Raw genomic sequence first — 26,711 nt, 5'->3', positions numbered from 1 at the left:
AGTTGAAATGAAAAGAACAATCGTTGCCAGTATGATTGGTCTGGCGTTATGTGCCGGAAGCACATTGCAAACCGTGCAGGCGGCGTTGGATAAACGGCCTAATCTGGTCATTATTATGGCTGATGATCTGGGCTATGGTGATTTGGCCACTTATGGACATCAAATCGTAAAAACTCCTAATATCGACAAACTGGCGCAGGACGGGGTGAAATTCACCGACTACTATGCGCCCGCTCCGTTGTGTTCTCCTTCTCGGGCCGGGTTATTAACCGGACGAATGCCATTTCGCACCGGGATCCGCTCCTGGATCCCGGAAGGAAAAAATGTCGCACTGGGCCGTAACGAACTGACGATTGCCAACCTGTTAAAGCAGCAGGGTTATGACACGGCGATGATGGGGAAATTACACCTCAATGCGGGAGGTGAGCGTACCGATCAGCCGCAGGCAAAAGATATGGGCTTTGACTACAGTCTGGTGAATGCGGCGGGGTTCGTGACAGATTCCACGTTAGATAATGCAAAAGAACGACCGCGTAACGGCATGGTGTATCCGACCGGATTTTTGCGTAATGGCAAACCCATTGGTCGAGCGGAAACTTACAGCGGTGAACTGGTCAGTTCAGAAGCGGTTAACTGGCTGGATAACAAAAAAGATGATAATCCGTTTTTCTTGTATGTCGCCTTTACGGAGGTCCACAGCCCGTTGGCTTCTCCGAAAAAATACCTCGATATGTATTCGCAGTATATGAGCGCTTATCAGAAACAGCATCCGGAGGAGTTCTACGGTGACTGGGCGGATAAACCCTGGCGCGGCACGGGAGAATATTACGCGAACATCAGTTACCTGGATGCCCAGGTCGGTAAAGTGCTGGATAAGATAAAAGCAATGGGTGAAGAAGAGAACACCATTGTGATTTTTACCAGCGATAACGGCCCGGTGACGCGTGAGGCGCGTAAAATATATGAACTGAATCTCGCGGGTGAGACGGATGGGTTACGTGGCCGTAAAGATAACCTGTGGGAAGGTGGGATTCGTGTTCCGGCAATCATTAAGTATGGCAATCATCTTCCACAGGGAATGGTCACGGATACACCGGCTTACGGTCTTGACTGGCTGCCGACGCTGGCAAGCATGATGAATTTTAAACTGCCAACCGATCGTACTTATGACGGGCAATCCCTGGCTCCCGTACTGGCGCATAAAACCTTAAAACGCGAAAAACCGATGATCTTTGGTATTGATATGCCGTTACAGGATGATCCGACCGATGAATGGGCGATTCGGGATGGCGACTGGAAAATGATCATCGATCGTGAAAATAAACCCAAGTATCTCTATAACCTGAAAAAGGATCGTTCCGAGACGCTTAATCAGTTGGGTAAACAGCCTGAAATCGAAAAAAGAATGTATGGCGAATTCCTGAAATATAAACAGAACATTGATAATGATTCTTTAATGAAGGCTCGCGGTGATAAACCGACACCGGTTACCTGGAGTTAATGGACGAATAATAAGAACAGTAAGTATGCCACATAGGGCGCTGCCCGCCTGATTCAGTACATCGTGCTGAATCAGGTCCTTTTATTAATGGGTCTGGTGATGCAAAGAAAAAGCTGTCAGGTCATGGTGAAACCAACAGGATCGGTCTGCAATCTGGACTGTAAATACTGTTTTTATCTGGAGAAAGAGAAGCTCTATCCCGATAGAAAAAGTCATTACAGAATGTCAGATGAGATGCTTGAATTATTCGTCAAACAGCATATCGCCGCACAGGATGTGGATGACGTTATTTTTGCGTGGCAGGGAGGAGAGCCTACGCTGATGGGGATTGCGTTTTATCGGCGGGCCGTTGAACTCCAGCAGCGTTATGCGGCCGGAAAAACAATCATTAATACCTTTCAGACGAACGGCATTTTGATCGACGATGCATGGGCGCGTTTTTTCAGGCAACAGGATTTTCTGGTCGGCATCTCTATTGATGGTGATGCTGCATTGCATGATGAATGGCGGGTGACGCGTGCCGACAAATCGACGCATGCTAACGTTGTCCGGGCGCTTCAATGTCTGGTGCGCCATGATGTTGAATTTAATACGCTCACGGTGGTGAACGGCACGAATATGCACCATCCACTCCTGGTCTATCAGTTTCTGAAAAGTATCGGGAGTCGCTATATGCAGTTTATTCCACTGGTCGAACGAAGGTCTGCCAGTAATAATTCGATGCTGGCGACGCCTGCGGATAAGCAAGCCGCAGTGATGCCATGGTCTGTTGAATCCCTGGTATTTGGCCAGTTTCTTAATGCCATTTTTGATGTCTGGCTCCGTCAGGATATTGGCGATATCGGTATACAGTTATTTGAGCAGACGCTGGCGGCCTGGTGTGGGTTGCCGCCGCAGGTATGCGTATTTTCTCCAACGTGTGGCAGTGCTTTTGCAATGGAAATGAACGGTGATGTCTATAACTGCGATCACTTTGTTTATCCGCAGTACGCGTTGGGAAATATTAAGAACACGACACTGCGTGCGATGAATAACAGTGAGCAAAATATGCGGTTTGGCGATGAGAAGCGTCGAACCATGGCGCAGGAGTGCCATTCCTGTCCGTGGCAGTTTGCCTGTCACGGCGGCTGTCCTAAGCACCGCTTTTTGCCGACCGACTTCGGCTCTTTTGCACAAAACTACCTGTGCGCGGGCTACCAGGCCTTTTTTGCCCACACCGCACCCGCAATGAAATCAATGAAAGCGCTCTATGAAAAAGGTATTTCACCTTCAGAGATAAAATCGTTATTCGCTTGAAGGCGATATTCGCAGGGAGTGAATATGTTTTCACGTATTAATGTCGATGCATGCAAAACGTCAGGCTGTAAAAACCTCGGCGTGTTGAATAGCCCTGACTATTCGGTGCAGGGGAAATATGTCCTGTGTCGTGCGTGTGGATTTTTGTTCCCTCTGATTTCTGAACGTTCACTGAACCTTTTTCGCCAATCGGCTAATCAGCTATGGTCAGGTCTGATTAAAGTTTGCCCGGGCTGTGGAGGGGCCACATTAAAGAAATATGGCTTTTCCGCACAGGGAGCGCCGCGGCTCTATTGTCTCCAGTGCCATAAAACTTTTATTTCTCCCGTTGGGGATAAAACCGATCCTCGCCAGGAAGCGCTCGCCAGGCTTATTCAAGAAGGACACTCGCTGGCAGATATTCGTACCTCGTTAACGCTCGATAGCACGGGCCTGAACCGGCTATTACAAAAATTATCCCGCCAGTCGAATCAGGTGGAACGTGCGTATATTTTCCAAAAATTGGATTTAATCATGAGTACCCGTGCTTTTCGGGTAAAGTTTAACGGCGGCGACGGCTGTTTGTATGTTCTGGTTACGGCAGAGGAGAACAGTGGCAGGGTGATTGCCGTCACCACGAATTATTCAACGCTGCCTGTAGAAGACGAATACCGGTACACATCTTATTATGAAGAGCGCCTCGCACCCGGCACATTAACGCATCTCGTCCAGCGTAAAGAGCTGATCATCATGCGCCGCAATATCTTATTCGATGTGGACTATGGCCCCGCGTCGCTGCATAAAAACGATCTAGGGATGTTGGTCAAACCGGTTCTGCCTGCTTACCGACATTTTGAGTTAGTGAAAGCGTTGACGGATGAACGTTCCCTCAACGTTCAACATTACATAGAACAGGAATGTTTTATCTTTGGTGGATGCCTGATGGCGAATTTGCAGCATGTTCAGCAAGGCCGTTGCCATATTTCCTTTGTGAGAGAAAGAGGGTGTTCACCGCGGCAAAACGATATTCCGTACCGAATGTTTCAGAGTGGCGGTATTCGTAACAATGTCTGGCGCACCTTTTCTACCCGGGATTATGCACTGGCGATATGTAATCTCACCGGTACTAAAAAAACGAGCATGTTGCGCTATGCCACGCTTGCTGGCGCAACGGCGTTCATTCAATACATCAATAATCATCCGTTTCTACCGCAGCTTAATCGTATGTCCCCAGCCAATGTCACCGCCACGCTGGACTACCTCCGCTACACCTTCAATCGTCTGTGCAACGAACAGTACGATCGCTGATTCCGTCATACTTCATGACACAATTCACTCGAAAAAACCGATCGTTTAACCATATATAATCTAATTTTAACGATGAGTTGTGAGGAGTATGATAGTAATTACGAAGTATTCACCTTATAGAGAGAATAAAAAGTGAAACATCTGCATCGTTTCTTCAGCAGTGATGCCTCTGGGGGCATCATTCTTATCATCGCCGCCGCACTGGCCATGCTGATGGCCAACATGGGTGTAACCAGTGGATGGTACCACGCCTTTCTCGAGACGCCTGTCCAACTGCGCGTTGGTGCGCTTGAGATCAATAAAAACATGCTGTTATGGATCAATGACGCCCTGATGGCGGTGTTTTTCCTGTTGATTGGCCTTGAGGTTAAGCGTGAGCTGATGCAGGGCTCACTGGCGAGTCTGCGTCAGGCGGCTTTCCCGGTGATTGCTGCCATCGGCGGAATGATTGTCCCGGCGCTGCTGTACCTGGCCTTTAACTATGCCGATCCGATCACTCGCGAAGGCTGGGCGATCCCGGCCGCCACGGATATTGCGTTTGCGCTGGGCGTTCTGGCGCTGCTCGGCAGTCGGGTGCCGTTGGCGCTGAAAATTTTCCTGATGGCGCTGGCGATCATCGACGATCTCGGCGCGATAGTCATTATTGCTCTGTTTTATACCAACGATCTGTCGATGGTTTCGCTGGGCGTTGCGGCGTTTGCCATAGCATTGCTGGCGATTCTGAATCTGTGCGGCGTCCGGCGCACGGGGGTGTACATCCTCATTGGCGCAATACTGTGGACCGCGGTGCTGAAATCCGGCGTCCATGCGACGCTGGCAGGGGTGATCGTCGGCTTTTTCATTCCATTGAAAGAGAAACACGGGCGTTCCCCGGCAAAGCGTCTGGAACATGTTCTGCATCCGTGGGTGGCGTATCTGATCCTGCCGCTGTTTGCTTTTGCCAATGCGGGCGTTTCATTGCAGGGCGTGACGATGGACGGACTGACGTCCATTCTGCCGCTCGGCATTATTGCGGGCCTGCTGGTAGGTAAGCCGCTGGGGATCAGCCTGTTCTGTTGGTTGGCGCTGCGTCTGAAGCTGGCGCAACTGCCGGAAGGAACCTCATTCCCGCAAATCATGGCGGTCGGCATCCTGTGCGGCATTGGTTTTACGATGTCGATCTTTATCGCCAGCCTGGCCTTTGGCAGCGTGGATCCGGAGCTGATTAACTGGGCGAAGCTGGGGATCCTGATTGGCTCCTTGCTGTCGGCGGTGATTGGCTACAGCTTGCTGCGCGCACGTTTACGCCCGTCAGTCTGATTGGGCGAGTTAGCAGGGGAGCCTCGTTCGGCTCCCTCTTTGTGATATTTATCAGAGAGAGTGTATGTCCCACATTAATTACAACCATCTCTATTACTTTTGGCACGTCTATAAGGAGGGGTCCGTGGTCGGTGCGGCGGAAGCGCTTTATTTAACGCCGCAAACTATCACCGGACAGATTAAAGCGCTTGAGGAACGCCTGCAGGGCAAACTCTTCAAGCGTAAGGGGCGCGGTCTGGAGCCCAGCGAGCTCGGCGAGCTGGTTTTTCGCTATGCGGATAAAATGTTTACTCTCAGCCAGGAGATGCTGGATATCGTGAACTACCGCAAAGAGTCCAATCTGTTATTTGATGTGGGGGTGGCGGATGCGCTGTCGAAGCGATTGGTCAGCAACGTACTGGATGCCGCCGTCGTTGAAGGGGAACAGATCCACCTGCGCTGTTTTGAATCAACCCACGAAATGCTGCTGGAACAGCTCAGCCAGCATAAGCTGGATATGATTATCTCGGATTGCCCGATTGACTCGACGCAACAGGAAGGGCTGTTTTCGGTGAAGATTGGTGAGTGTAGCGTGAGCTTCTGGTGTACCCAGCCGTTACCGGAAAAATCCTTCCCGGCCTGTCTGGAAGAGCGACGTTTGCTGATCCCCGGCCGGCGTTCGATGTTAGGACGCAAGTTGCTGAACTGGATTAATTCCCAGGGGCTGAAGGTCGAGATTCTGGGAGAGTTCGATGACGCCGCATTGATGAAAGCCTTTGGCGCAACGCACAACGCGATTTTCGTGGCCCCGACGCTCTATGCGCATGACTTTTACGCAGACGATTCGGTGGTCGAAATTGGTCGCGTGGAGAATGTGATGGAGGAATACCATGCCATCTTTGCTGAGAGGATGATTCAGCATCCGGCGGTACAGCGTATCTGTAATACGAACTATTCGGCGTTATTTACGCCCCAGAACAAATAGTCCAGACATAAAAAAACCCGCTTGCGCGGGTTTTTTCACAAAGCAACAATCAACAGGCGATTAAGCCAGTTTGTTGATCTGTGCAGTCAGGTTAGCTTTATGACGTGCAGCTTTGTTTTTGTGGATCAGACCTTTAGCAGCCTGACGGTCCACGATTGGTTGCATTTCGTTAAATGCTTTCAGTGCAGTAGCTTTGTCGTCAGCTTCGATAGCTGCGTATACTTTCTTGATGAAAGTACGCATCATAGAGCGACGGCTTGCGTTGTGCTTACGAGCCTTTTCAGACTGAACGGCGCGCTTCTTAGCTGATTTGATATTAGCCAAGGTCCAACTCCCAAATGTGTTCTATATGGACAATTCAAAGGCCGAGGAATATGCCCTTTTAGCCTTCTTTTGTCAATGGATTTGTGCAAATAAGCGCCGTTAATCTAGCGGCACTCGTTACGTAGTGATGGCGCAGGATTCTACCAGCTTGCGGTCTGTGAATACAGCTTTTCAGCGATAAAAATTGAATTGCTTTGTCAGTTTGTGGTCGGTATTTGCCTCAGGGTAATGAAATCCATCTGCTTTCTGTTTCGCCACATCAATCGCCGGTTAACCTTGACCGCCGTACAAGGTATACTTTGGCGATTTTCACTGTTTTGAGCCAGACATGAAGCTGATACGCGGCATACATAATCTCAGTCAGGCCCCACACGGGTGTGTGCTGACTATTGGTAATTTCGACGGCGTGCATCGTGGTCATCGTGCGCTGCTGCAAGGTTTGCAGGAAGAAGGGCGCAGGCGTGGCTTACCGGTGATGGTGATGATTTTTGAGCCGCAGCCGCTCGAACTGTTTGCGACAGACAAAGCCCCTGCGCGGCTGACCCGCCTGCGTGAAAAATTGCGTTATCTCGCGCAATGCGGCGTCGATTACGTGCTGTGCGTGCGCTTTGACCGCCGTTTCGCCGCCCTGACGGCACAGACCTTTATCAGCGAACTGCTGGTGAATCGTCTTGGGGTGCAATTTCTCGCGGTGGGGGATGATTTCCGCTTTGGCGCTGGTCGCGAAGGCGATTTCTTGTTATTACAGAAGGCGGGTGTGGAATATGGTTTCGATATTACCAGCACCCAAACCTTCTGCGAAGGCGGCGTGCGTATCAGCAGTACCGCCGTGCGTCAGGCGCTGGCACAGGACAACCTGGCCCTCGCCGAAAGCCTGTTGGGCCATCCGTTTACCATTTCAGGCCGTGTTGTACACGGTGATGAACTCGGGCGCACCATTGGTTTCCCGACGGCAAACTTACCGCTGCGTCGTCAGGTTTCCCCGGTAAAAGGGGTCTATGCGGTAGAAGTGATGGGGCTTGGCGAGAAGCCATTGCCCGGCGTGGCGAACATCGGGACCCGTCCGACGGTTTCGGGCGTGCGCCAGCAACTGGAAGTGCATCTGCTGGATGTTGCAATGGACCTCTATGGTCGCCATATAGATGTAGTGCTGCGTAAAAAAATACGCAATGAACAGCGATTTGCTTCGCTGGTTGAACTCAAAGCGCAGATTGCGCGAGATGAATTAACTGCCCGTGATTTTTTTGGGCTATCAAAACCGGCTTAAAGGCCTGGGTAATCAATACGGAACCGAGAATCTGATGAGTGACTATAAATCAACCCTGAATTTGCCGGAAACAGGGTTCCCGATGCGCGGCGATCTCGCCAAGCGTGAACCGGGAATGCTGGCGCGTTGGACTGATGATGACCTGTACGGCATCATTCGTGCGGCCAAAAAAGGCAAAAAAACCTTCATTCTGCATGATGGCCCTCCTTATGCGAATGGCAGCATTCATATTGGTCACTCGGTTAACAAGATTCTGAAAGACATTATCGTGAAGTCCAAAGGACTCGCGGGATATGACTCGCCTTACGTTCCGGGTTGGGACTGTCACGGTCTGCCGATCGAACTGAAAGTGGAGCAGGAATTCGGCAAGCCGGGCGAAAAATTCACCGCGGCGGAGTTCCGTGCGAAGTGCCGTGAGTACGCTGCAACTCAGGTTGATGGGCAACGTAAAGACTTTATCCGTCTGGGCGTGCTCGGCGACTGGTCGCATCCGTATCTGACGATGGACTTCAAAACGGAAGCCAACATCATCCGCGCGCTGGGCAAAATCATCGGTAATGGTCATCTGCATAAAGGCGCGAAACCGGTGCACTGGTGCGTAGACTGCCGTTCTGCGCTGGCAGAAGCGGAAGTGGAATACTACGACAAAACCTCTCCGTCGATCGACGTGGCCTTTGTTGCTGCGGATCAGGACGCGGTGAAGGCAAAATTTGGCGTGGCGAATGTCAACGGGCCAATCTCGTTGGTCATCTGGACCACCACACCGTGGACGCTGCCGGCAAACCGCGCGATTTCCGTGGCGCCGGACTTTGACTACGCGCTGGTACAAATCGACGGTCAGGCGGTGATCCTGGCAAAAGATCTGGTTGAAAGCGTGATGCAGCGCATTGGCGCGACAGACTATACCGTTCTCGCCACCGTAAAAGGGGCGGAGCTTGAACTGCTGCGCTTTACCCATCCGTTTATGGGCTTCGACGTTCCGGCGATCCTCGGCGATCACGTGACGCTGGATGCCGGTACTGGCGCGGTACATACCGCGCCAGGCCATGGTCCGGATGACTATGTCATCGGCCAGAAATACGGTCTGGAAGTTGCTAACCCGGTAGGTCCGGACGGCGCTTATCTGCCGGGTACTTATCCGACACTGGACGGTGTGAACGTCTTTAAAGCGAACGATATTGTGGTTGCGCTGCTGACCGAAAAAGGCGCGCTGCTGCACGTTGAGAAAATGCAGCACAGCTATCCGTGCTGCTGGCGTCACAAATCACCTATCATCTTCCGTGCAACCCCGCAGTGGTTCATCAGCATGGATCAGAAAGGTCTGCGCGAGCAGTCTCTGAAAGAGATCAAAGGCGTGCAGTGGATCCCGGACTGGGGTCAGGCGCGTATCGAATCGATGGTAGCGAACCGTCCTGACTGGTGTATTTCTCGTCAGCGTACCTGGGGCGTGCCGATGTCTCTGTTCGTTCACAAGGACACTGAAGAGCTGCACCCGCGCGCCATCGAACTGATGGAAGAAGTGGCAAAACGCGTTGAAGTTGACGGTATTCAGGCCTGGTGGGATCTCGACCCGAAAGACATTCTGGGTGACGAAGCCGATCAGTACGTGAAAGTGCCGGATACCCTGGACGTCTGGTTTGACTCTGGTTCAACGCACTCCTCCGTCGTGGATGTCCGCCCGGAGTTCGCCGGTCATGCTGCGGATATGTATCTGGAAGGCTCCGACCAGCATCGTGGCTGGTTCATGTCGTCTCTGATGATCTCTACCGCGATGAAAGGCAAAGCGCCGTATCGCCAGGTACTGACGCACGGTTTTACCGTCGATGGTCAGGGCCGCAAGATGTCCAAGTCTATCGGTAACACCGTTTCGCCGCAGGATGTGATGAACAAACTGGGCGCTGACATTCTGCGTCTGTGGGTGGCATCAACCGACTACACTGGTGAAATGGCGGTATCGGATGAGATCCTCAAACGTGCTGCCGACAGCTATCGCCGTATCCGTAACACCGCGCGCTTCCTGCTGGCGAACCTGAACGGGTTTGATCCGGCTAAAGACATGGTGAAACCGGAAGAGATGGTGGTACTGGACAGATGGGCGGTGGGCTGCGCGAAAGCGGCGCAGGAAGATATTCTGAAAGCGTACGAAGCCTACGATTTCCACGAAGTGGTACAGCGCCTGATGCGTTTCTGCTCCGTCGAAATGGGGTCGTTCTATCTCGACATCATCAAAGACCGTCAGTACACCGCGAAAGCGGAAAGCCGGGCGCGTCGCAGCTGTCAGACCGCGCTGTACCATATCGCGGAAGCGCTGGTACGCTGGATGGCGCCGATCATGTCCTTCACCGCAGATGAAATCTGGGGCTACCTGCCGGGTTCTCGTGAGCAGTATGTCTTCACCGGTGAGTGGTACGAAGGCTTGTTTGGTCTGGCGGACAGCGAAGCGATGAACGATAGCTTCTGGGACGAGCTGCTGAAAGTGCGTGGCGAAGTGAACAAAGTGATCGAACAGGCGCGTGCGGATAAGAAAGTGGGCGGTTCTCTGGAAGCGGCAGTCACCCTGTACGCCGAACCTGAACTGGCTGCGAAGCTGACCGCACTGGGCGATGAATTACGATTTGTCCTGTTGACCTCCGGGGCGAAAGTCGCTGACTATGCCGGGGCTCCTGCAGATGCGCAGCAGAGCGAACTGCTCAAAGGGCTGAAAATCGCCCTGAGTAAAGCCGAAGGTGATAAGTGCCCGCGTTGCTGGCATTACACGACGGATGTCGGCAAGGTAGCGGAACACGCAGAAATTTGCGGACGCTGTGTCAGCAACATCGCCGGTGATGGCGAAAAACGTAAGTTTGCCTGATGAGTAAGCCTCTTTGTTCAACAGGGCTACGCTGGCTGTGGCTGGTGGTAGTCGTGCTGATTATCGATTTGGGCAGCAAGTACCTGATCCTCCAGAATTTTGCTCTGGGGGATACGGTGCCGCTGTTCCCGTCGCTTAATCTGCATTATGCGCGTAACTATGGTGCGGCATTTAGCTTCCTCGCCGATAGCGGCGGCTGGCAGCGCTGGTTCTTTGCCGGTATCGCGATCGGTATCTGTGTCATTCTGGCGGTGATGATGTATCGCTCCAGCGCGACGCAAAAGCTGAATAATATCGCGTATGCGCTAATCATTGGCGGCGCGCTGGGGAACCTGTTCGACCGCCTGTGGCATGGTTTCGTGGTCGATATGATCGATTTCTACGTCGGGGACTGGCATTTTGCTACGTTTAACCTCGCCGATAGTGCGATCTGTATCGGCGCCGCAATGATTGTCCTGGAAGGATTCCTGCCGAAAAAGCAGGCGTAATACAGTGCCGGATGGTGGCGTAATCGCCTTATCCGGCCTATAAAATAGCGCGATCCTTGTAGGCCCGATAAGTGCAAGTGCCATCGGGCTAACTGGTGAGTCACAACAAGTGAGCAACCTGCATGTCTAAATCAGTACAGAGTAACAGTGCGGTGCTGGTGCACTTCACCTTAAAACTCGATGATGGCTCCACCGCAGAGTCAACCCGTAATAACGGCAAGCCCGCGCTTTTTCGCCTGGGGGATGGCTCTCTGTCTGAAGGACTGGAGCAACATCTTCTCGGACTGAAAGACGGCGATAAAACCACTTTTTCCCTGGAGCCGGATGCCGCGTTTGGCATCACGACGCCTGACCTGATTCAGTATTTCTCGCGCCGCGAATTTATGGACGCCGGCGAACCTGAAATCGGGGCTATTATGCTCTTTACCGCAATGGACGGCAGTGAGATGCCTGGTGTGATCCGCGAAATCAACGGTGACTCCATCACCGTCGATTTTAACCATCCGCTGGCCGGGCATACCGTTCATTTTGATATTGAAGTGCTGGAAGTCGATCCGGCACTGGAGGCGTAACATGCAGATCCTGTTGGCCAACCCGCGCGGTTTTTGCGCTGGTGTAGACCGCGCTATCAGCATTGTTGAAAACGCGCTGGCCATCTACGGCGCGCCGATTTACGTTCGTCATGAAGTGGTACATAACCGCTACGTGGTCGACAGCCTGCGCGAACGCGGGGCGATTTTCATCGAGCAGATCAGCGAAGTGCCAGACGGCGCGATCCTGATCTTCTCCGCGCACGGCGTCTCTCAGGCGGTGCGCAACGAAGCGAAAGGCCGTGACCTCACTGTCTTTGATGCGACCTGTCCGCTGGTAACCAAAGTGCATATGGAAGTGGCGCGCGCCAGTCGTCGTGGCGAAGAGTCGATCCTGATTGGTCACGCCGGACACCCTGAAGTGGAAGGCACAATGGGGCAGTACAGCAACCCGGCAGGGGGCATGTACCTGGTGGAATCGCCGGAAGATGTTTTTTCGCTCAAGGTGAAAAACGAAGGCAAGCTCTCCTTTATGACCCAGACCACGCTCTCCGTGGACGATACCTCAGACGTGATTGACGCACTGCGTCAGCGCTTCCCGAAAATCGTCGGACCGCGTAAAGATGACATTTGCTACGCCACTACCAACCGTCAGGAAGCGGTGCGCGCGCTGGCGGAGCAGGCGGATGTTGTGCTGGTGGTGGGCTCAAAAAACTCATCGAACTCCAACCGTCTGGCTGAACTGGCGCAGCGGATGGGGAAAGCGGCATTTCTGATTGACGATGCGACCGATATCCAGGAAGCCTGGGTGAAAGAGGCGAAATGCGTGGGCGTGACTGCAGGCGCGTCAGCGCCGGATATTCTGGTGCAAAACGTGATTGCCCGCCTGCAGGAACTCGGCGGCGGCGAAGCGGTTCCGCTGGAAGGCCGCGAAGAGAATATTGTCTTCGAAGTGCCAAAAGAGCTGCGTGTGGATGTTCGTGAAGTAGAATGATTTAGTTCACGCTAATCTGTGCGAAGATGCCGGGTCTGATACCCGGTATTTTTTTATGGAGGAGTCATGCGTCTGCCCATTATTCTCGACACCGATCCGGGCATTGATGATGCTGCGGCGATTGCTGCTGCGCTGTTTGCCCCTCAGCTCGATCTGCAACTGATGACCACGGTCGCCGGTAATGTTTCCGTGGAAAAGACCACCCGCAACGCCCTGCAACTGCTGCATTTCTGGAATGCCGACATTCCCCTCGCCCAGGGGGCCGCCACGCCGCTGTTACGTCCGCTACGCGATGCCGCCTATGTTCACGGCGAATCCGGCATGGAAGGCTATGATTTTGTCGAGCATGACCGACAACCGCTGGCGAAACCGGCGTTTATCGCCCTTCGTGACGCGCTGATCAGCGCCCCGGAGCCGATCACGCTGGTGGCGATTGGTCCGCTGACGAATATTGCGCTGCTGCTGATGCACTATCCGGAGTGCACCTTCAACATCCGCCGTCTGGTGATCATGGGCGGTTCTGCCGGACGGGGAAATTTCACCCCTAACGCTGAATTCAATATCGCCGTCGATCCGGAAGCCGCAGCGCGCGTATTCGAAAGTGGCATTGAGATTGTGATGTGTGGGCTGGATGTCACAAACCAGGCGATGTTGACGCCGGATTATCTGGCTTCGCTGCCCACCCTCAATCGCACTGGAAAGATGTTACATGCCTTGTTCAGCCACTATCGCAGCGGGACAATGCGCACCGGCGTGCGAATGCACGATCTCTGCGCGATTGCCTGGCTGGTGCGTCCGGATCTGTTTACCGTCAAGCCGTGCTTTGTCGCGGTTGAAACCCGGGGGGATTATACCGCCGGGACGACCGTGGTGGATATTGAAGGGCGGATGAACAGACCAGCAAACGTGCAGGTCGCTCTGGAAATTAATGTTGCAGCGTTCCAGCAGTGGGTGGCAGAAGTTCTGGCACTGGCACCGTAAGGAGTGTGATGCGCACCGCACTCTGTGGACGGAACTGGTAGGTTAATCGATTAATCTGCTAATCTGATTCTGTTGTTCTCCTCGGGCCGGAGACACATATGAATCTTACTTTTATCCAGCCACCGCAGGTGGAATGGGCGAGCGGCGCATTGGCAAAAGGGCCGCTGTTACGTAAATCAACCCGCATTCAGGATCTCATTGAGGTTTTTGCCGATGAGCCTGCCCGGCAACAGTTGGCGGGCGAACACGTGGTGTATGACGTTGAGATGCTGGCGACTTCTTCGGCGGAAGGCGAACTCTATACGGGCGTGACGCATCTTTATCCCGGACATGTCGGCGGTGAATACTTTATGACCCGCGGTCATTTCCATGCGCGCCGTGAACAGGGCGAAGTCTATTTTGGCCTGCGCGGAAAGGGACTTTTGCTGCTGCAAAATGAGCACGGGCAGGCGCGACTGGAAAACGTTTTCGCCGGATCCATTCATATCATCCCAGGTTTTACCGCACACCGCTTAATCAACACCGGAAATGAGGTGCTCTCCGCGCTTGCAGTCTGGCCTGCTATCGCCGGACATGATTATGCGGCGCTGGCGAAGGGCTTCACCCTCAGGGTCTTTGAGGAAAACCAGCAGATTCTGGTAAGGGAGGTGCAGAATGGTTGACTCTGCCTCTCTTTATGGTCTGGATATGACCGTGCATCGTCATCCGCTTGGGTTCAGTTATGGGGATGACGTGACCGGGCCTATGCCGGAAATTCGCCGACTCGATCAGATTCGTGCTTCGCTGCGTGATCCGCAGTGTGAGGGACCGGAAGAGGTATACGCTATCGCGATGGACGTGGCGCGTCTGCAGGATCGCGAGGAGCTAAAAAAACGCATGCTGTTGTTCGGTGTGGTGACCTATGCCGCGGGTCGGTTGGGTGAAGAACCGATTCGTAGTCAGGGACATGTGCATCGTGTGAGTCAGCACAGCGGGTGGTCTCCGCCAGAGTTGTATGAGATCTGGCAGGGGAAAGCGATCATCTACATGCAGGAATATGTTGGGGACGATCCTGGTCGCTGCTTTGCGGTGATCGCAGGACCCGGTGAAAAAGTGCTGGTGCCGCCCGGTTGGGGACATGCGACGATATCCGCCGATCCGAATGAGCCGTTAACCTTTGGCGCGTGGTGCGATCGGGAATATGGTTTTGAATATGAGGCTGTGCGGGCGCATAAAGGGCTGGCGTGGTATCCGTTATTACAGGGTGACCACGTCATCTGGCAGCACAACCCGCGCTATATTGCCGGGCGATTGCAGGCCGTCACGCCTCGTCAGTATACGGAGTTTTCACTGACTTCAGCGCCAATCTATCAGCAATTTATATCCGACCCGGGGCGCTTTCAGTTTATCTCTCGCCCGGATAAATGCGCAGGGCTGTGGCAGAACTTCCATCCATGAAAAACCGGGGCATTGCCCCGGTAGTTCCGTCTTTTCGCGATTAACCTGCAAACAGACCTGTTGCGACGCCAAGCGCGGCCAGTATCAGCAGTAAAACCATCGCTTTTACCGGTGAGACACCGCGTTTTGCCATCAGATACCAGGTACCGAGAACGACGACCAGCGGCAGCAATTGCGGGAAAATGCCATCCAGCATCTGCTGAACATGGATATTCACACCATCTTTGGTAATAAACTCCATCCCGGTTCCAAGCTTCACGTAGCTGGCTGCGACGCCCCCCATAACGAAAACGCCTAACAGCGATAAGGCTTCGCGCAGACGAGTGGACTTGCTGCTCACCAGTATTTCTACCGAGCCGGAGCCCATTTTGTAGCCTTTCAGAAACAAGAACCATGAGCCGGGAATGATGATCGCAAGCCAGGCGACGGTATAAAACAAGGGACCGAGGATATTGCCGCCTGCCGCCAGCGCCATGCCGATACTGAGCAGGATGGGGATCAACATCCCAGGGATCATGGAATCACCGATCCCGGCAATGGGACCCATTAAACCCACCTTAAGGGTGTTGATCGTCTCTCCGTCGATCGGCTCCCCGTTCGCTTTTTTCTCTTCCAGCCCCAGCGCCATTCCATTCACAATGGCGCCAATCTGGGGTTCGGTATTGTAGAACGAGGCGTGTCGACGCAACATTTCGGTTCGTTGTGCGGCATCGGGATAGAGCTTTTTCGCCACCGGCAACATGCTCAGACAAAATCCAAAAGATTCCAGACGTTCAAAACTCATCGACGATAAGTTATGCATCATCCAGGCCCGCCAGCAGCGGCGAAGATCTTTACGGGTCAGCGTACGTTCTTCCATCAGAATTCATCCTCATCATCGCGGGTAACCGACGTCGCGTTTGCAGCCTGCGGCGGTTCCGGCTTGTAGTTATAGTGGATCAGCGCCAACAGTGAACCGACGATCACCAGCGCGACCATGTTGAGTTTTAAAAAGACGATGCAGACGAAACCGACGAGGAAGTAGATCAACATGGTGTAATTTTTGATGATCTGCTTGAGCAGAATTGCAATCCCGACGGCGGGCAGAATGCCGCCCAGTACGTTCATTGTCGACAACACCATCTTCGGCAGGCTGTCCATAAAACCGCTGATGTACTGTGCGCCAAAGTAAACCGCAATAAAGGTGGGCACAAAACGCAGGACAAAGTTTGTCACCTGAGGCCAGATGGCGCTGTTCAGGTAAATTCCCCGCTCATCGCCCCGATCCAGTGCCGCATCGGCACGATGGTTCCAGAAAGAGTTCAGTACCATCATCGCATTAAATAAGATGGTCCCGGCAATCCCGATGGTAGCGGCTAAGGCGACCGCGACCTCCGGGCCTTTGCCTGAGAGGATCCCCAATGCAATGGCCGGGTAAGCCACAAAGTTGAGATCGGCAGGCATTGAGCCGCCGGGCGTGACCATCGCGATATATACTGCCTGAACCGCAACGCCAATCATGATCCCGGTTTTCATGTCACCGAGAATAATCCCGACCAACGTGCCGGAAATCAGCGGTCGAGTGATTAAATACCAGCCGCCCGTCAGTCCCAACAGCCAGGGGCTGCTGAGGGCGCCGAGATAACACAGAATGCCAATCAACATCGCTTCGATAATCATCGTCCGCTCCTTATTTCAGCTTCTGGCGCGCATCCTGCCAGCTGTAGCAACTGGCATCCGGCACCAGCCGGAATTCAACCTGATGCCCGCGCTGCGTCAGCCAGTCAAAGGCGGCGATCTCCTGTGCATTGACTGATTGATTAGGGCCAATTGTCGTGGTGTCGGCGCGCGCACTCATTGGACCGACGTTAATTTTGCCGTTGGCGTTGTGCAGACTGATACCCGCTTCTTCGATGCGCATCAGCGTGACCGGCGATTTGCCAATCACGAAATAACGTTTCTCACTGGCGATGACTTTGGGCAGTTTCTCAATCGCGGTGGCGGTATCAAACAACCAGACTTTGGTGTCCTGCACGGCGCCTTTCATCACCGAGGAGAGCAGGGGATCGGCCGCGACGGCATCGTCAATGGCGACAATGCCATCGCAGGGCAGCTCTTTGGCCCAACGTGTGACGAGCTGCCCATGAATAACGCGGTCATCGATACGGACAAAAGAAATACTCATAGCGGTTTCCTTTAAAAATCATCTGACTGCACGGAAAAAACCGGGGCAGCCTTCGTCAACGTGGGGGCAGTTAACGCCAGCAGGGTATCGGCTGCGGCATGGACATCCATGAATGGAAGCACTTCCTCGCTTAACAGCAGCATCGGCAGATTCACTCCTGCCACAACGGCGATGGGAGGCAACGTTTGTGGTGAAAAAGCATGCTGGCAGGCGACGTTCCACGGCGTGCCACTTTGCATATCGCAGAGCACCAGTACTCCGTCAGCGTGTTGTCCCGCCTGTGCCAGTACTTCGCTAAAGCGCGTTTTAAACCCTTCGATACCGGCCTGTTCGCTTAGTGTCACGGCGTAAACATGCGGTAATTCGCCGTAAACCATGCGTCCGCTGGTAAGAAGCGCTTCCGCCAGAGGACCGTGACTGGCAACAATAATGTGGATCATCGGCTTATCCTCTTACCCAGGCTTTGATCGTCGCCAGAGGCTGGTCAACGCTGTCGCCTGAAGGTGAAATTCGGTATTCCCCAACGGCTGCCGGGATGATAAAGGTCTCTGCATAGTGAACGATGAAGGGAGCAAATGCGCCGCTCGGACTATCGACCACGGCTTGCGCACCTTCGACCAGGTTCAGAACGTTCACACCACCCTGAGTATGGTGTGTCACTGGGGCAGTAAACCAGTGACGGCGGGTTTCGATAAACTCACGTTCGTGCATCCCGGTTCTTTCTTCCCGCCAGCCGTCCCCTTCAGCGATGGGCTCAATACGGTTGATCAGATTGTCTTGAACCCATTGTGTATCGCGCTGCCAGTCAATGACTTGTTGACCGTGGTCAAGATGGACAGGACGCGGCAATCCGTCCAGACCCAGACGCCCCCAGTCCCACAGTTTGAAGGTGAAAATATACGGCGTGGCACTGATCTCCAGGACCATTGTCCCGGCGCCTGAGCAATGGACGGTTCCGGCAGGGATGAGAAAATGATCGTGCTTACGGGCAGGGAATTGATTGACAAACCGCTCGTCATCAAATGCTTTCTCGCCTCGTCCCGCCGCGCGTAAATCGTCCAGCATCTCGCCTGGTACGATCCCGGTTTTTGTGCCCAGGTAGACCACCGCATCTGGCTCTGCTTCAAGGATGTAGTAACTCTCATCCTGGGTATAGTGCATACCAAATTGCTGTTGGATGTATTCAGTAACCGGATGAACCTGGAAGCTCAGGTTCTGACCGCCAATGGTATCGAGAAAGTCAAAACGAATCGGAAATTCCGCGCCAAAACGAGCATGAACTTTCTCGCCAAGCAGGGCGCGGGGATACGTCAGCACCAGGTCCTGAGAGGGGATCTCGATCCGCACATGACCAAAACGCAGTAACAGGCTGTTTTCCTCGGGCACGCAATCAAAACACCACGCGTAGTTGGGCGCTGAGGGATCGAGATCGAATTGTTGTTTCATCCACTGCCCGCCCCAGACGCCAGGGTCAAAGAAGGGGGCGACGCGAAACGGTTGCGTGGTGGTTTGTTGCAACCCGGCGCGTAGCGCTTCGCCGCTGACCATTGCGGGCGCGCCTGCGACCGTCGTATCCAGCAAATAATCAGCGCGTTTGAGCAGCGGCGTTTTGTGCCGGTCAAAGACCCGCCATTCAATAAAAAAGGCGCGTTTATAGCGACGAAGAATATCTTCATTCTGGTTTTTTGCGCCCCAGTTACCGAGACCGTCATGACGCATACGCTGTTGAATTTCCCAGCGCGGCAGATCGGCATACACCAACACATCGCCGGGATGCGCCAGCGCCGCGCCTGGCCCATATACCACCACGAGACCTTCGGGGATGGCTTCAATCTGTTGACGCATCCGGTTGAGCTTGTCGGGATCAAAAAACTCATCAAGATGGTGACAGGAGAGAACGCCAAAGACGCGGTCATCGGTCAGATTACGCGCCAACAACGCATGCAGCGCCTGCTCATCCCGTCGCGCGGATTCAACATTAATCACTACGGTGGCGTTTAGCGCGGCGAAGAGGTGTTGCTCCAGCTCATCCAGTCGCACGCCCGGATAACAATCGATAATCAGTACGGTTTTAGGCGATTCAGAAACCCGGCTGCGAAGTACCGAATGGACCGACGCCCAGCCTTGCCAGGCCTCGTCGTCATAGCCCTGAACATAAACCTCAGGGAATTTATTATAGGTTGTACGCATTTTCTCTCTCCGTGTTGGCTAATTAAAGATTAATCGATTAACCTTATTTTCATAGGGTGGTTAACGCGATTAACCCGCCATAATCAGAAACCAGGGCGGTAAAAAGCTCATCAGCGTGATGAGAATCACACGTACTGGCACATTAGTGAGGTTATTCGATTAACCTTTGCGAGAAACAGGAGAAGTCATGACAACCATTACCCTGGCGCAGGTTGCGGAACGCGCTGGCGTCTCCACGGCGACCGTGTCGATGGTACTGCGTAATCGGGGGCGTATTTCACAGGCAACGCGTGAACGCGTACTTAAAGCGCTGGATGATTCTGGCTATGTCTATAACCAGACCGCAGCGAATTTGCGTAATCGCAGCAGCAATCAGGTCGGGCTCTTGTTGCATGATATTACTAACCCATTTTATGGCGAGATGACGGCGGGGCTCAGTCATGAAATGGAGCGGCACGATCTGCTGTTGTTTCTGGCGAACAGCGAAGAGTCCGGCGAGCGCCAGCAAAAGTTTGTTGATTCCCTGATGCGCAATAACGCCTGCGGTATGGTGCTCTGCGCGGCGCGGGAAACACCGACCTCGTTCTTTGAAGCGCTTAAACGGCGTAATATTCCCGCTATCATGGTGGTTCGCCCGCTTAGCGATCCGGACTTTGATTTTGTCGGCACCGATAATTTTCTCGGGACGCAAATGGCAACGACCCATTTAGTTAAACTGGGGCACAAAAATATCGCCTTCATCGGCGGCAGCCCGAATTCAGGGAGCCGGGCGCAGCGCATTGGCGGATTTACCAGCACACTACTGGAATATGGCATTTCACCGAATCCGCAGTGGATCGTTGCCACTCAGGCCAGCCAGATTGATGGCGCGAAAGTGGCGGAGTCTCTGCTGATGCAACATCCACAAATTACCGCCGCGGTGTGTTATCAGGATATTGTGGCGTTGGGGGTAATGCAGGCGCTACGTAAAATGGGGCGTGAACCCGGGCGCGACTTTGCATTAGTCGGGTTCGATGATATTACCGAAGCGGCGTTGGTTCAGCCTGCGCTGACCACCGTGTCGGTCGCGGCAAAAGAGATTGGTCGTAAGGCGGGAGAGTTACTTTACAGTCGTATTCAGGGGAACGATGAGCCGGCGAAACGCATTATTCTGCCTCCGGCACTGGTGGTCAGAGAATCATGTGGTTTTCGCTGATCGTCATGTCTTTTACTGATATCTCTCGCTGTTTATCATTAAATTCTAATTATCGACGTTTTTGGCTAGCGGCATGACGACGTGCTGGTTAATCTGAAAACGATTTACATCATTTTAACGTAAGAGAATAACTATGCATGATGCACAGGTCCGTGTCGCGATAGCGGGCGCGGGTGGCCGTATGGGCCGCCAGTTAATTCAGGCAGCGCTGCAGATGGATGGCGTTGCGCTTGGTGCGGCGCTTGAGCGCGAGGGATCGTCACTGCTGGGCAGCGATGCCGGAGAACTGGCGGGTGTCGGGAAAACCGGCGTTACCGTGCAAAGTCGCCTTGAGGCAGTAAAAGATGATTTCGATGTGTTCATCGATTTTACCCGTCCGGAAGGCACGCTGAATCATCTGGCGTTTTGTCGTCAGCATGGCAAAGGGATGGTCATTGGCACCACCGGTTTTGACGATGCGGGAAAACAGGCGATTCGCGATGCCGCGCAGGACATTGGCATTGTCTTCGCGGCGAACTTTAGCGTCGGTGTCAACGTGATGCTTAAGCTGCTGGAAAAGGCGGCGAAGGTGATGGGCGACTATACCGACATTGAAATCATTGAAGCTCACCACCGCCATAAAGTTGACGCGCCGTCAGGCACCGCGCTGGCGATGGGGGAGGCGATTGCCCATGCGCTGGATAAAGATCTAAAAGAATGCGCCGTCTACAGTCGCGAAGGCTACACCGGCGAACGCGTGCCGGGAACAATTGGCTTTGCCACCGTCCGCGCCGGGGACATTGTGGGCGAACATACCGCCATGTTTGCCGATATCGGCGAACGTGTCGAAATCACCCACAAAGCGTCCAGCCGTATGACTTTTGCCAATGGTGCGGTGAGATCGGCACTTTGGGTTAGTGCAAAGAAAAATGGTCTTTTTGATATGCGAGATGTCCTTGATCTCAACAATTTATAGTTAATTATTACCTTTCGTGATGTGGTTATTGTAATCTCAATGCATTGATTACAGGGGGCAATATTTTTATTGCCCTTTTATTTTACCTGTTACAGATTGCTTTCATTACAAATGGCGTAAAAATCTATCTTTTCTCTCTTTTTTACGTTGCCTGAATGTAAATTTTGACCAAGTGGTCCACTTTTTCGAAGCCTGAGACTATTTTCTACGCATAATTGTTCACGCAAGCGTTTTCCTGCCAGGGTTAGCTGATCTTTTTGCCTGTTAAATCCGTTGATTTCATCCTGAGTCGCAAAAGAATATAAAAAATACCGCCTTTAAGTTGACTTTTGCCTGCCTTATCTCCAGAATGCCGCCGTTTGCCAGAAATCCACGGGTAAGCAAATTTGCATTGATTCATGCTATGCGAATGCATTAATATGCAAATAAAGTGAGTGAATATTCTCTGGAGGGTGTTTTGATTAAGTCAGCGCTATTGGTTCTGGAAGACGGAACCCAGTTTCACGGTCGGGCCATAGGGGCAACAGGTTCGGCGGTTGGGGAAGTCGTTTTCAATACTTCAATGACCGGTTATCAAGAAATCCTCACTGATCCTTCCTATTCCCGCCAAATCGTTACTCTTACTTATCCCCATATCGGTAATGTCGGCACCAATGCCGCCGATGAAGAATCCTCCCAGGTCCATGCGCAAGGCCTTGTCATTCGTGACCTGCCGCTGATTGCGAGCAACTTCCGCAATACCGAAGACCTCTCTTCTTACCTGAAACGCCATAACATTGTGGCGATTGCCGATATCGATACCCGTAAGCTGACGCGTCTGCTGCGCGAGAAAGGGGCGCAAAATGGTTGCATTATCGCGGGCGATAACCCGGATGCGGCGCTGGCGCTGGAAAAAGCGAAAGCCTTCCCGGGCCTGAACGGCATGGATCTTGCCAAAGAAGTGACCACCACGGAATCTTACAGCTGGACCCAGGGGAGCTGGACGCTGGCGGGCGACCTGCCGGAAGCAAAGAAAGAAGACGAACTGCCGTTCCATGTTGTCGCCTATGACTTTGGCGCCAAGCGCAACATTCTGCGCATGCTGGTGGACAGAGGCTGCCGCCTGACGGTTGTCCCGGCAAAAACGTCGGCAGAAGATGTGCTGAAGATGAATCCGGACGGGATCTTCCTGTCGAACGGCCCTGGTGACCCGGCGCCATGCGATTACGCTATCGACGCAATTCAGAAATTCCTCGAGACCGATATTCCGGTGTTTGGCATTTGCTTAGGCCATCAGCTGCTGGCGCTGGCGAGTGGGGCAAAAACCGTGAAGATGAAATTCGGTCACCACGGTGGTAACCATCCGGTCAAAGATATCGACAACAATACGGTGATGATTACGGCCCAGAACCACGGCTTTGCGGTGGATGAAGCGTCCATGCCGGCCAATCTGCGTGTGACCCACAAGTCGCTGTTCGATGGCACCCTGCAAGGGATTCATCGCACCGACAAACCGGCATTCAGCTTCCAGGGCCACCCGGAAGCGAGCCCGGGTCCTCACGATGCCGCGCCATTGTTCGACCACTTTATCGAGTTAATTGAGCTTTACCGTCAGTCCGCGAAATAATCAGGAGTTAAGAGAGCCATGCCAAAACGTACAGACATAAAAAGTATCCTGATTCTGGGCGCGGGTCCGATTGTTATCGGTCAGGCGTGTGAGTTTGACTACTCCGGCGCGCAGGCGTGTAAAGCGCTGCGTGAAGAGGGGTACCGCGTCATTCTGGTGAACTCCAACCCCGCGACCATCATGACCGACCCGGAAATGGCCGATGCGACCTACATCGAGCCGATTCACTGGGAAGTCGTGCGCAAGATTATTGAGAAAGAGCGCCCGGACGCGGTGCTGCCGACCATGGGCGGTCAGACGGCGCTGAACTGTGCGCTGGAACTGGAGCGCCAGGGCGTGCTGGCCGAATTCGGTGTGACCATGATTGGTGCGACCGCCGATGCGATTGATAAAGCCGAAGACCGTCGTCGCTTCGATATCGCGATGAAGAAAATCGGTCTCGACACCGCGCGTTCGGGCATTGCCCATACGATGGAAGAGGCGCTGGCGGTAGCGGCTGACGTCGGCTATCCGTGCATCATCCGCCCGTCCTTTACCATGGGCGGCACCGGCGGCGGTATCGCCTACAACCGCGAAGAGTTTGAAGAAATTTGTACTCGCGGTCTGGATCTCTCCCCAACCAACGAGCTGCTGATTGATGAATCGCTGATTGGCTGGAAAGAGTACGAGATGGAAGTGGTGCGTGATAAAAACGACAACTGCATCATCGTCTGCTCTATTGAGAACTTCGACGCCATGGGCATTCACACCGGTGACTCCATCACTGTGGCTCCGGCCCAGACGCTGACCGACAAAGAATATCAAATCATGCGTAACGCCTCGATGGCGGTACTGCGTGAAATCGGCGTAGAAACCGGCGGTTCAAACGTGCAGTTCGCGGTGAACCCGAAAAACGGTCGCCTGATTGTGATCGAAATGAACCCGCGCGTATCCCGTTCCTCCGCGCTGGCGTCAAAAGCCACCGGCTTCCCGATTGCGAAAGTGGCGGCGAAACTGGCGGTGGGTTACACCCTTGATGAGCTGATGAATGACATCACTGGCGGTCGTACCCCGGCATCGTTCGAACCGTCCATCGACTACGTGGTCACTAAAATCCCACGCTTTAACTTCGAAAAATTCGTTGGTGCTAACGACCGTCTGACGACCCAGATGAAATCGGTCGGCGAAGTGATGGCGATTGGCCGCAGCCAGCAGGAATCTCTGCAAAAAGCGCTGCGCGGTCTGGAAGTGGGCGCCACCGGCTTTGACCCGAAAGTGAGCCTGGATGACCCGGAAGCGCTGACGAAAATCCGCCGCGAACTGAAAGACGCGGGCGCTGAGCGTATCTGGTATATCGCCGATGCCTTCCGTGCGGGCCTCTCCGTTGACGGCGTGTTCAACCTGACCAACATTGACCGCTGGTTCCTGGTTCAAATTGAAGAGCTGGTGCGTCTGGAAGAGAAAGTGGCAGAGCTGGGCATTAACGGCCTGACTCCAGACTTCCTGCGCCAGCTGAAACGCAAAGGCTTCGCCGATGCGCGTCTGGCTAAACTGGCCGGTGTCCGTGAAGCGGAAGTTCGCAAACTGCGCGACCAGTACAATCTGCACCCGGTCTACAAGCGTGTGGACACCTGCGCGGCAGAATTCGCCACCGATACCGCCTACATGTACTCCACGTATGAAGATGAGTGCGAGGCGAACCCGTCCGTTGACCGCGACAAAATCATGGTGCTTGGCGGCGGTCCAAACCGTATCGGCCAGGGGATCGAATTTGACTACTGCTGCGTACATGCCTCTCTGGCGCTGCGCGAAGACGGTTACGAAACCATCATGGTCAACTGTAACCCGGAAACGGTCTCTACTGACTATGACACTTCCGACCGCCTCTACTTTGAGCCGGTCACGCTGGAAGATGTGCTGGAAATCGTGCGCATTGAGAAGCCGAAGGGCGTGATCGTGCAGTACGGCGGCCAGACTCCGCTGAAACTGGCGCGTGCGCTGGAAGCAGCAGGCGTACCGGTTATTGGTACCAGCCCGGACGCAATTGACCGCGCAGAAGACCGTGAGCGTTTCCAGCATGCGGTGGACCGTCTGAAGCTGAAACAACCGGCCAACGCCACCGTGACAGCCATCGAACAGGCTGTCGAAAAAGCGAAAGAGATTGGCTATCCGCTGGTGGTGCGTCCGTCCTACGTGCTGGGCGGCCGGGCGATGGAAATTGTCTACGACGAAGCTGATCTGCGCCGCTACTTCCAGACCGCCGTTAGCGTTTCCAACGACGCGCCGGTTCTGCTCGACCGCTTCCTGGATGACGCGGTTGAAGTGGACGTTGACGCCATCTGCGACGGTGAAATGGTGCTGATTGGCGGCATCATGGAACACATCGAACAAGCGGGCGTCCACTCGGGTGACTCTGCCTGTTCTCTGCCGGCCTACACGCTGAGCCAGGAAATTCAGGATGTGATGCGCCAGCAGGTACAGAAACTGGCCTTCGAACTGCAGGTTCGCGGTCTGATGAACGTCCAGTTTGCAGTGAAAGATAACGAAGTCTACCTGATTGAAGTGAATCCACGTGCGGCGCGTACCGTACCGTTCGTCTCTAAAGCGACCGGCGTACCGCTGGCGAAAGTGGCGGCGCGTGTGATGGCCGGTAAATCGCTGACCGAACAGGGCGTGACCAAAGAAATTATCCCGCCGTACTACTCGGTGAAAGAAGTGGTGCTGCCGTTCAACAAATTCCCGGGCGTCGACCCGCTGTTAGGGCCAGAAATGCGCTCCACCGGGGAAGTGATGGGCGTGGGGCGTACCTTTGCGGAAGCGTTCGCCAAGGCGCAACTGGGCAGCAGTTCTACCATGAAAAAACAGGGCCGAGCGCTGCTCTCCGTACGTGAAGGCGACAAAGAGCGCGTGGTTGACCTGGCGGCGAAACTGCTGAAGCAGGGCTTTGAACTGGACGCCACCCACGGTACCGCGATTGTGCTGGGTGAAGCCGGTATCAACCCACGTCTGGTGAACAAGGTGCATGAAGGTCGTCCGCACATTCAGGACCGTATCAAGAATGGCGAATACACCTACATCATCAACACCACCGCAGGGCGTCGCGCCATTGAAGACTCCAGGGTGATTCGCCGTAGCGCACTACAGTACAAAGTGCACTACGACACCACGCTGAACGGCGGCTTTGCCACCGCGATGGCGCTGAATGCCGATGCAACAGAGAAAGTCATCTCCGTTCAGGAAATGCACGCGCAAATTAAAAAATAAGCGGCGGCATCATTTGCCCCGGTTTTAAAAACGGCTCCGGAAACGGAGCCGTTTTTTTATGCACTCAGTTCATTCCTGGAGATATATTGCGCAACAGGACAAATTTCATTGTAACAAGCAAGATTTGGCTCACACTAAT

General features: G+C 53.7%; 23 protein-coding genes and 1 pseudogene. 18 read left to right on the top strand and 6 right to left on the bottom strand.

Annotated elements, in window-relative coordinates; all coding sequences use genetic code 11:
* Positions 1-7: 7 nt before the first annotated feature.
* The 5 genes from C2U53_RS04830 to nhaR all read left to right on the top strand — a co-directional run bounded on the left by C2U53_RS04830 (position 8) and on the right by nhaR (position 6,347).
* Positions 8-1,501: a sulfatase gene (locus tag C2U53_RS04830; RefSeq protein ID WP_104445683.1), complete on the top strand. Its 1,494-nt coding sequence runs from the start codon at positions 8-10 to the stop codon at positions 1,499-1,501.
* A 96-nt stretch (positions 1,502-1,597) separates the two neighbouring features.
* Positions 1,598-2,797, top strand: a complete 1,200-nt coding sequence (locus tag C2U53_RS04825) for an anaerobic sulfatase maturase (protein ID WP_104446872.1) — start codon at positions 1,598-1,600, stop codon at positions 2,795-2,797.
* A 24-nt stretch (positions 2,798-2,821) separates the two neighbouring features.
* The gene (locus C2U53_RS04820) at positions 2,822-4,084 is read left to right on the top strand and encodes a hypothetical protein (RefSeq protein WP_042998006.1); all 1,263 of its coding nucleotides are present in this window, start codon (positions 2,822-2,824) and stop codon (positions 4,082-4,084) included.
* A gap of 132 nt (positions 4,085-4,216) precedes the next feature.
* The gene (gene nhaA, locus C2U53_RS04815; protein WP_042998005.1) at positions 4,217-5,383 is read left to right on the top strand and encodes a Na+/H+ antiporter NhaA; all 1,167 of its coding nucleotides are present in this window, start codon (positions 4,217-4,219) and stop codon (positions 5,381-5,383) included.
* A gap of 64 nt (positions 5,384-5,447) precedes the next feature.
* Entirely contained in the window at positions 5,448-6,347 is a 900-nt protein-coding gene (gene nhaR / locus C2U53_RS04810; RefSeq protein WP_042998004.1) for a transcriptional activator NhaR, read from the top strand.
* 60 nt (positions 6,348-6,407) lie between these two features.
* On the opposite strand, the gene rpsT is transcribed toward nhaR, so the two are convergent.
* Complete coding sequence (gene rpsT / locus C2U53_RS04805; RefSeq protein WP_104445682.1) at positions 6,408-6,671, bottom strand: 30S ribosomal protein S20; 264 nt, start codon at positions 6,669-6,671, stop codon at positions 6,408-6,410.
* 108 nt (positions 6,672-6,779) lie between these two features.
* Between rpsT and C2U53_RS30260 the strand changes: the two are divergent.
* The 9 genes and pseudogenes from C2U53_RS30260 to C2U53_RS04760 all read left to right on the top strand — a co-directional run.
* Positions 6,780-6,992 (top strand): annotated as a pseudogene (locus tag C2U53_RS30260) (DUF2575 domain-containing protein); the annotation flags it as partial.
* A 7-nt stretch (positions 6,993-6,999) separates the two neighbouring features.
* Complete coding sequence (gene ribF / locus C2U53_RS04795) at positions 7,000-7,938, top strand: bifunctional riboflavin kinase/FAD synthetase (protein ID WP_104445681.1); 939 nt, start codon at positions 7,000-7,002, stop codon at positions 7,936-7,938.
* A gap of 34 nt (positions 7,939-7,972) precedes the next feature.
* Positions 7,973-10,789 (top strand): isoleucine--tRNA ligase, encoded by a 2,817-nt coding sequence (gene ileS, locus C2U53_RS04790; protein ID WP_043001723.1) that lies wholly within the window; start codon positions 7,973-7,975, stop codon positions 10,787-10,789.
* Positions 10,789-11,277: a signal peptidase II gene (gene lspA / locus C2U53_RS04785; protein ID WP_042998002.1), complete on the top strand. Its 489-nt coding sequence runs from the start codon at positions 10,789-10,791 to the stop codon at positions 11,275-11,277. The genes ileS and lspA overlap by 1 nt, the downstream gene beginning before the upstream one ends.
* 122 nt (positions 11,278-11,399) lie before the next feature.
* Entirely contained in the window at positions 11,400-11,849 is a 450-nt protein-coding gene (fkpB, locus tag C2U53_RS04780) for an FKBP-type peptidyl-prolyl cis-trans isomerase (protein ID WP_042998001.1), read from the top strand.
* 1 nt (position 11,850) lies between these two features.
* Complete coding sequence (gene ispH, locus C2U53_RS04775; RefSeq protein WP_042998000.1) at positions 11,851-12,801, top strand: 4-hydroxy-3-methylbut-2-enyl diphosphate reductase; 951 nt, start codon at positions 11,851-11,853, stop codon at positions 12,799-12,801.
* Between the two features lie 66 nt (positions 12,802-12,867).
* Entirely contained in the window at positions 12,868-13,782 is a 915-nt protein-coding gene (gene rihC / locus C2U53_RS04770) for a ribonucleoside hydrolase RihC (protein WP_104445680.1), read from the top strand.
* 98 nt (positions 13,783-13,880) lie between these two features.
* Positions 13,881-14,444 (top strand): glucose-6-phosphate isomerase family protein, encoded by a 564-nt coding sequence (locus C2U53_RS04765; RefSeq protein WP_058587615.1) that lies wholly within the window; start codon positions 13,881-13,883, stop codon positions 14,442-14,444.
* Positions 14,437-15,219, top strand: a complete 783-nt coding sequence (locus C2U53_RS04760) for a glucose-6-phosphate isomerase family protein (RefSeq protein WP_042997997.1) — start codon at positions 14,437-14,439, stop codon at positions 15,217-15,219. The genes C2U53_RS04765 and C2U53_RS04760 overlap by 8 nt, the downstream gene beginning before the upstream one ends.
* 40 nt (positions 15,220-15,259) lie before the next feature.
* On the opposite strand, the gene C2U53_RS04755 is transcribed toward C2U53_RS04760, so the two are convergent.
* Genes C2U53_RS04755 through C2U53_RS04735 form a run of 5 tightly spaced genes read right to left on the bottom strand, consistent with a single transcriptional unit; the run spans position 15,260 to position 19,573 of the window.
* A complete protein-coding gene (locus C2U53_RS04755; protein WP_042997996.1) occupies positions 15,260-16,078 on the bottom strand; it encodes a PTS system mannose/fructose/sorbose family transporter subunit IID in 819 nt (272 codons plus the stop codon).
* Positions 16,078-16,878, bottom strand: coding sequence for a PTS sugar transporter subunit IIC (locus tag C2U53_RS04750; RefSeq protein ID WP_042997995.1), 801 nt, complete (start codon positions 16,876-16,878; stop codon positions 16,078-16,080). The genes C2U53_RS04755 and C2U53_RS04750 overlap by 1 nt, the downstream gene beginning before the upstream one ends.
* Positions 16,879-16,888: 10 nt before the next feature.
* Positions 16,889-17,383 carry a PTS sugar transporter subunit IIB gene (locus C2U53_RS04745; protein WP_042997994.1) on the bottom strand — a complete coding sequence of 165 codons (495 nt, stop codon included), beginning with the start codon at positions 17,381-17,383 and terminating at the stop codon, positions 16,889-16,891.
* A gap of 11 nt (positions 17,384-17,394) precedes the next feature.
* Positions 17,395-17,823, bottom strand: a complete 429-nt coding sequence (locus C2U53_RS04740) for a PTS sugar transporter subunit IIA (RefSeq protein ID WP_042997993.1) — start codon at positions 17,821-17,823, stop codon at positions 17,395-17,397.
* A 4-nt stretch (positions 17,824-17,827) separates the two neighbouring features.
* A complete protein-coding gene (locus tag C2U53_RS04735; protein WP_042997992.1) occupies positions 17,828-19,573 on the bottom strand; it encodes a class I mannose-6-phosphate isomerase in 1,746 nt (581 codons plus the stop codon).
* A gap of 187 nt (positions 19,574-19,760) precedes the next feature.
* On the opposite strand from C2U53_RS04735, the gene C2U53_RS04730 reads away from it, so the two are divergent.
* The 4 genes from C2U53_RS04730 (at position 19,761) to carB (ending at position 26,572) form a co-directional block, all read left to right on the top strand.
* Positions 19,761-20,768, top strand: a complete 1,008-nt coding sequence (locus C2U53_RS04730) for a LacI family DNA-binding transcriptional regulator (protein WP_044267378.1) — start codon at positions 19,761-19,763, stop codon at positions 20,766-20,768.
* A 133-nt stretch (positions 20,769-20,901) separates the two neighbouring features.
* The gene (gene dapB / locus C2U53_RS04725; protein ID WP_042997990.1) at positions 20,902-21,723 is read left to right on the top strand and encodes a 4-hydroxy-tetrahydrodipicolinate reductase; all 822 of its coding nucleotides are present in this window, start codon (positions 20,902-20,904) and stop codon (positions 21,721-21,723) included.
* A gap of 457 nt (positions 21,724-22,180) precedes the next feature.
* Complete coding sequence (carA, locus tag C2U53_RS04720) at positions 22,181-23,329, top strand: glutamine-hydrolyzing carbamoyl-phosphate synthase small subunit (protein WP_044255590.1); 1,149 nt, start codon at positions 22,181-22,183, stop codon at positions 23,327-23,329.
* Positions 23,330-23,347: 18 nt separating this feature from the next.
* Positions 23,348-26,572: a carbamoyl-phosphate synthase large subunit gene (gene carB / locus C2U53_RS04715; RefSeq protein WP_044255587.1), complete on the top strand. Its 3,225-nt coding sequence runs from the start codon at positions 23,348-23,350 to the stop codon at positions 26,570-26,572.
* Positions 26,573-26,711 lie beyond the last annotated feature (139 nt).

Origin of the sequence: Citrobacter sp. CFNIH10, assembly GCF_002934585.1 — a bacterium.
Classification (GTDB): Bacteria; Pseudomonadota; Gammaproteobacteria; order Enterobacterales; family Enterobacteriaceae; genus Citrobacter_A; species Citrobacter_A amalonaticus.
This window is presented reverse-complemented; position numbering and strand designations above follow the sequence as displayed.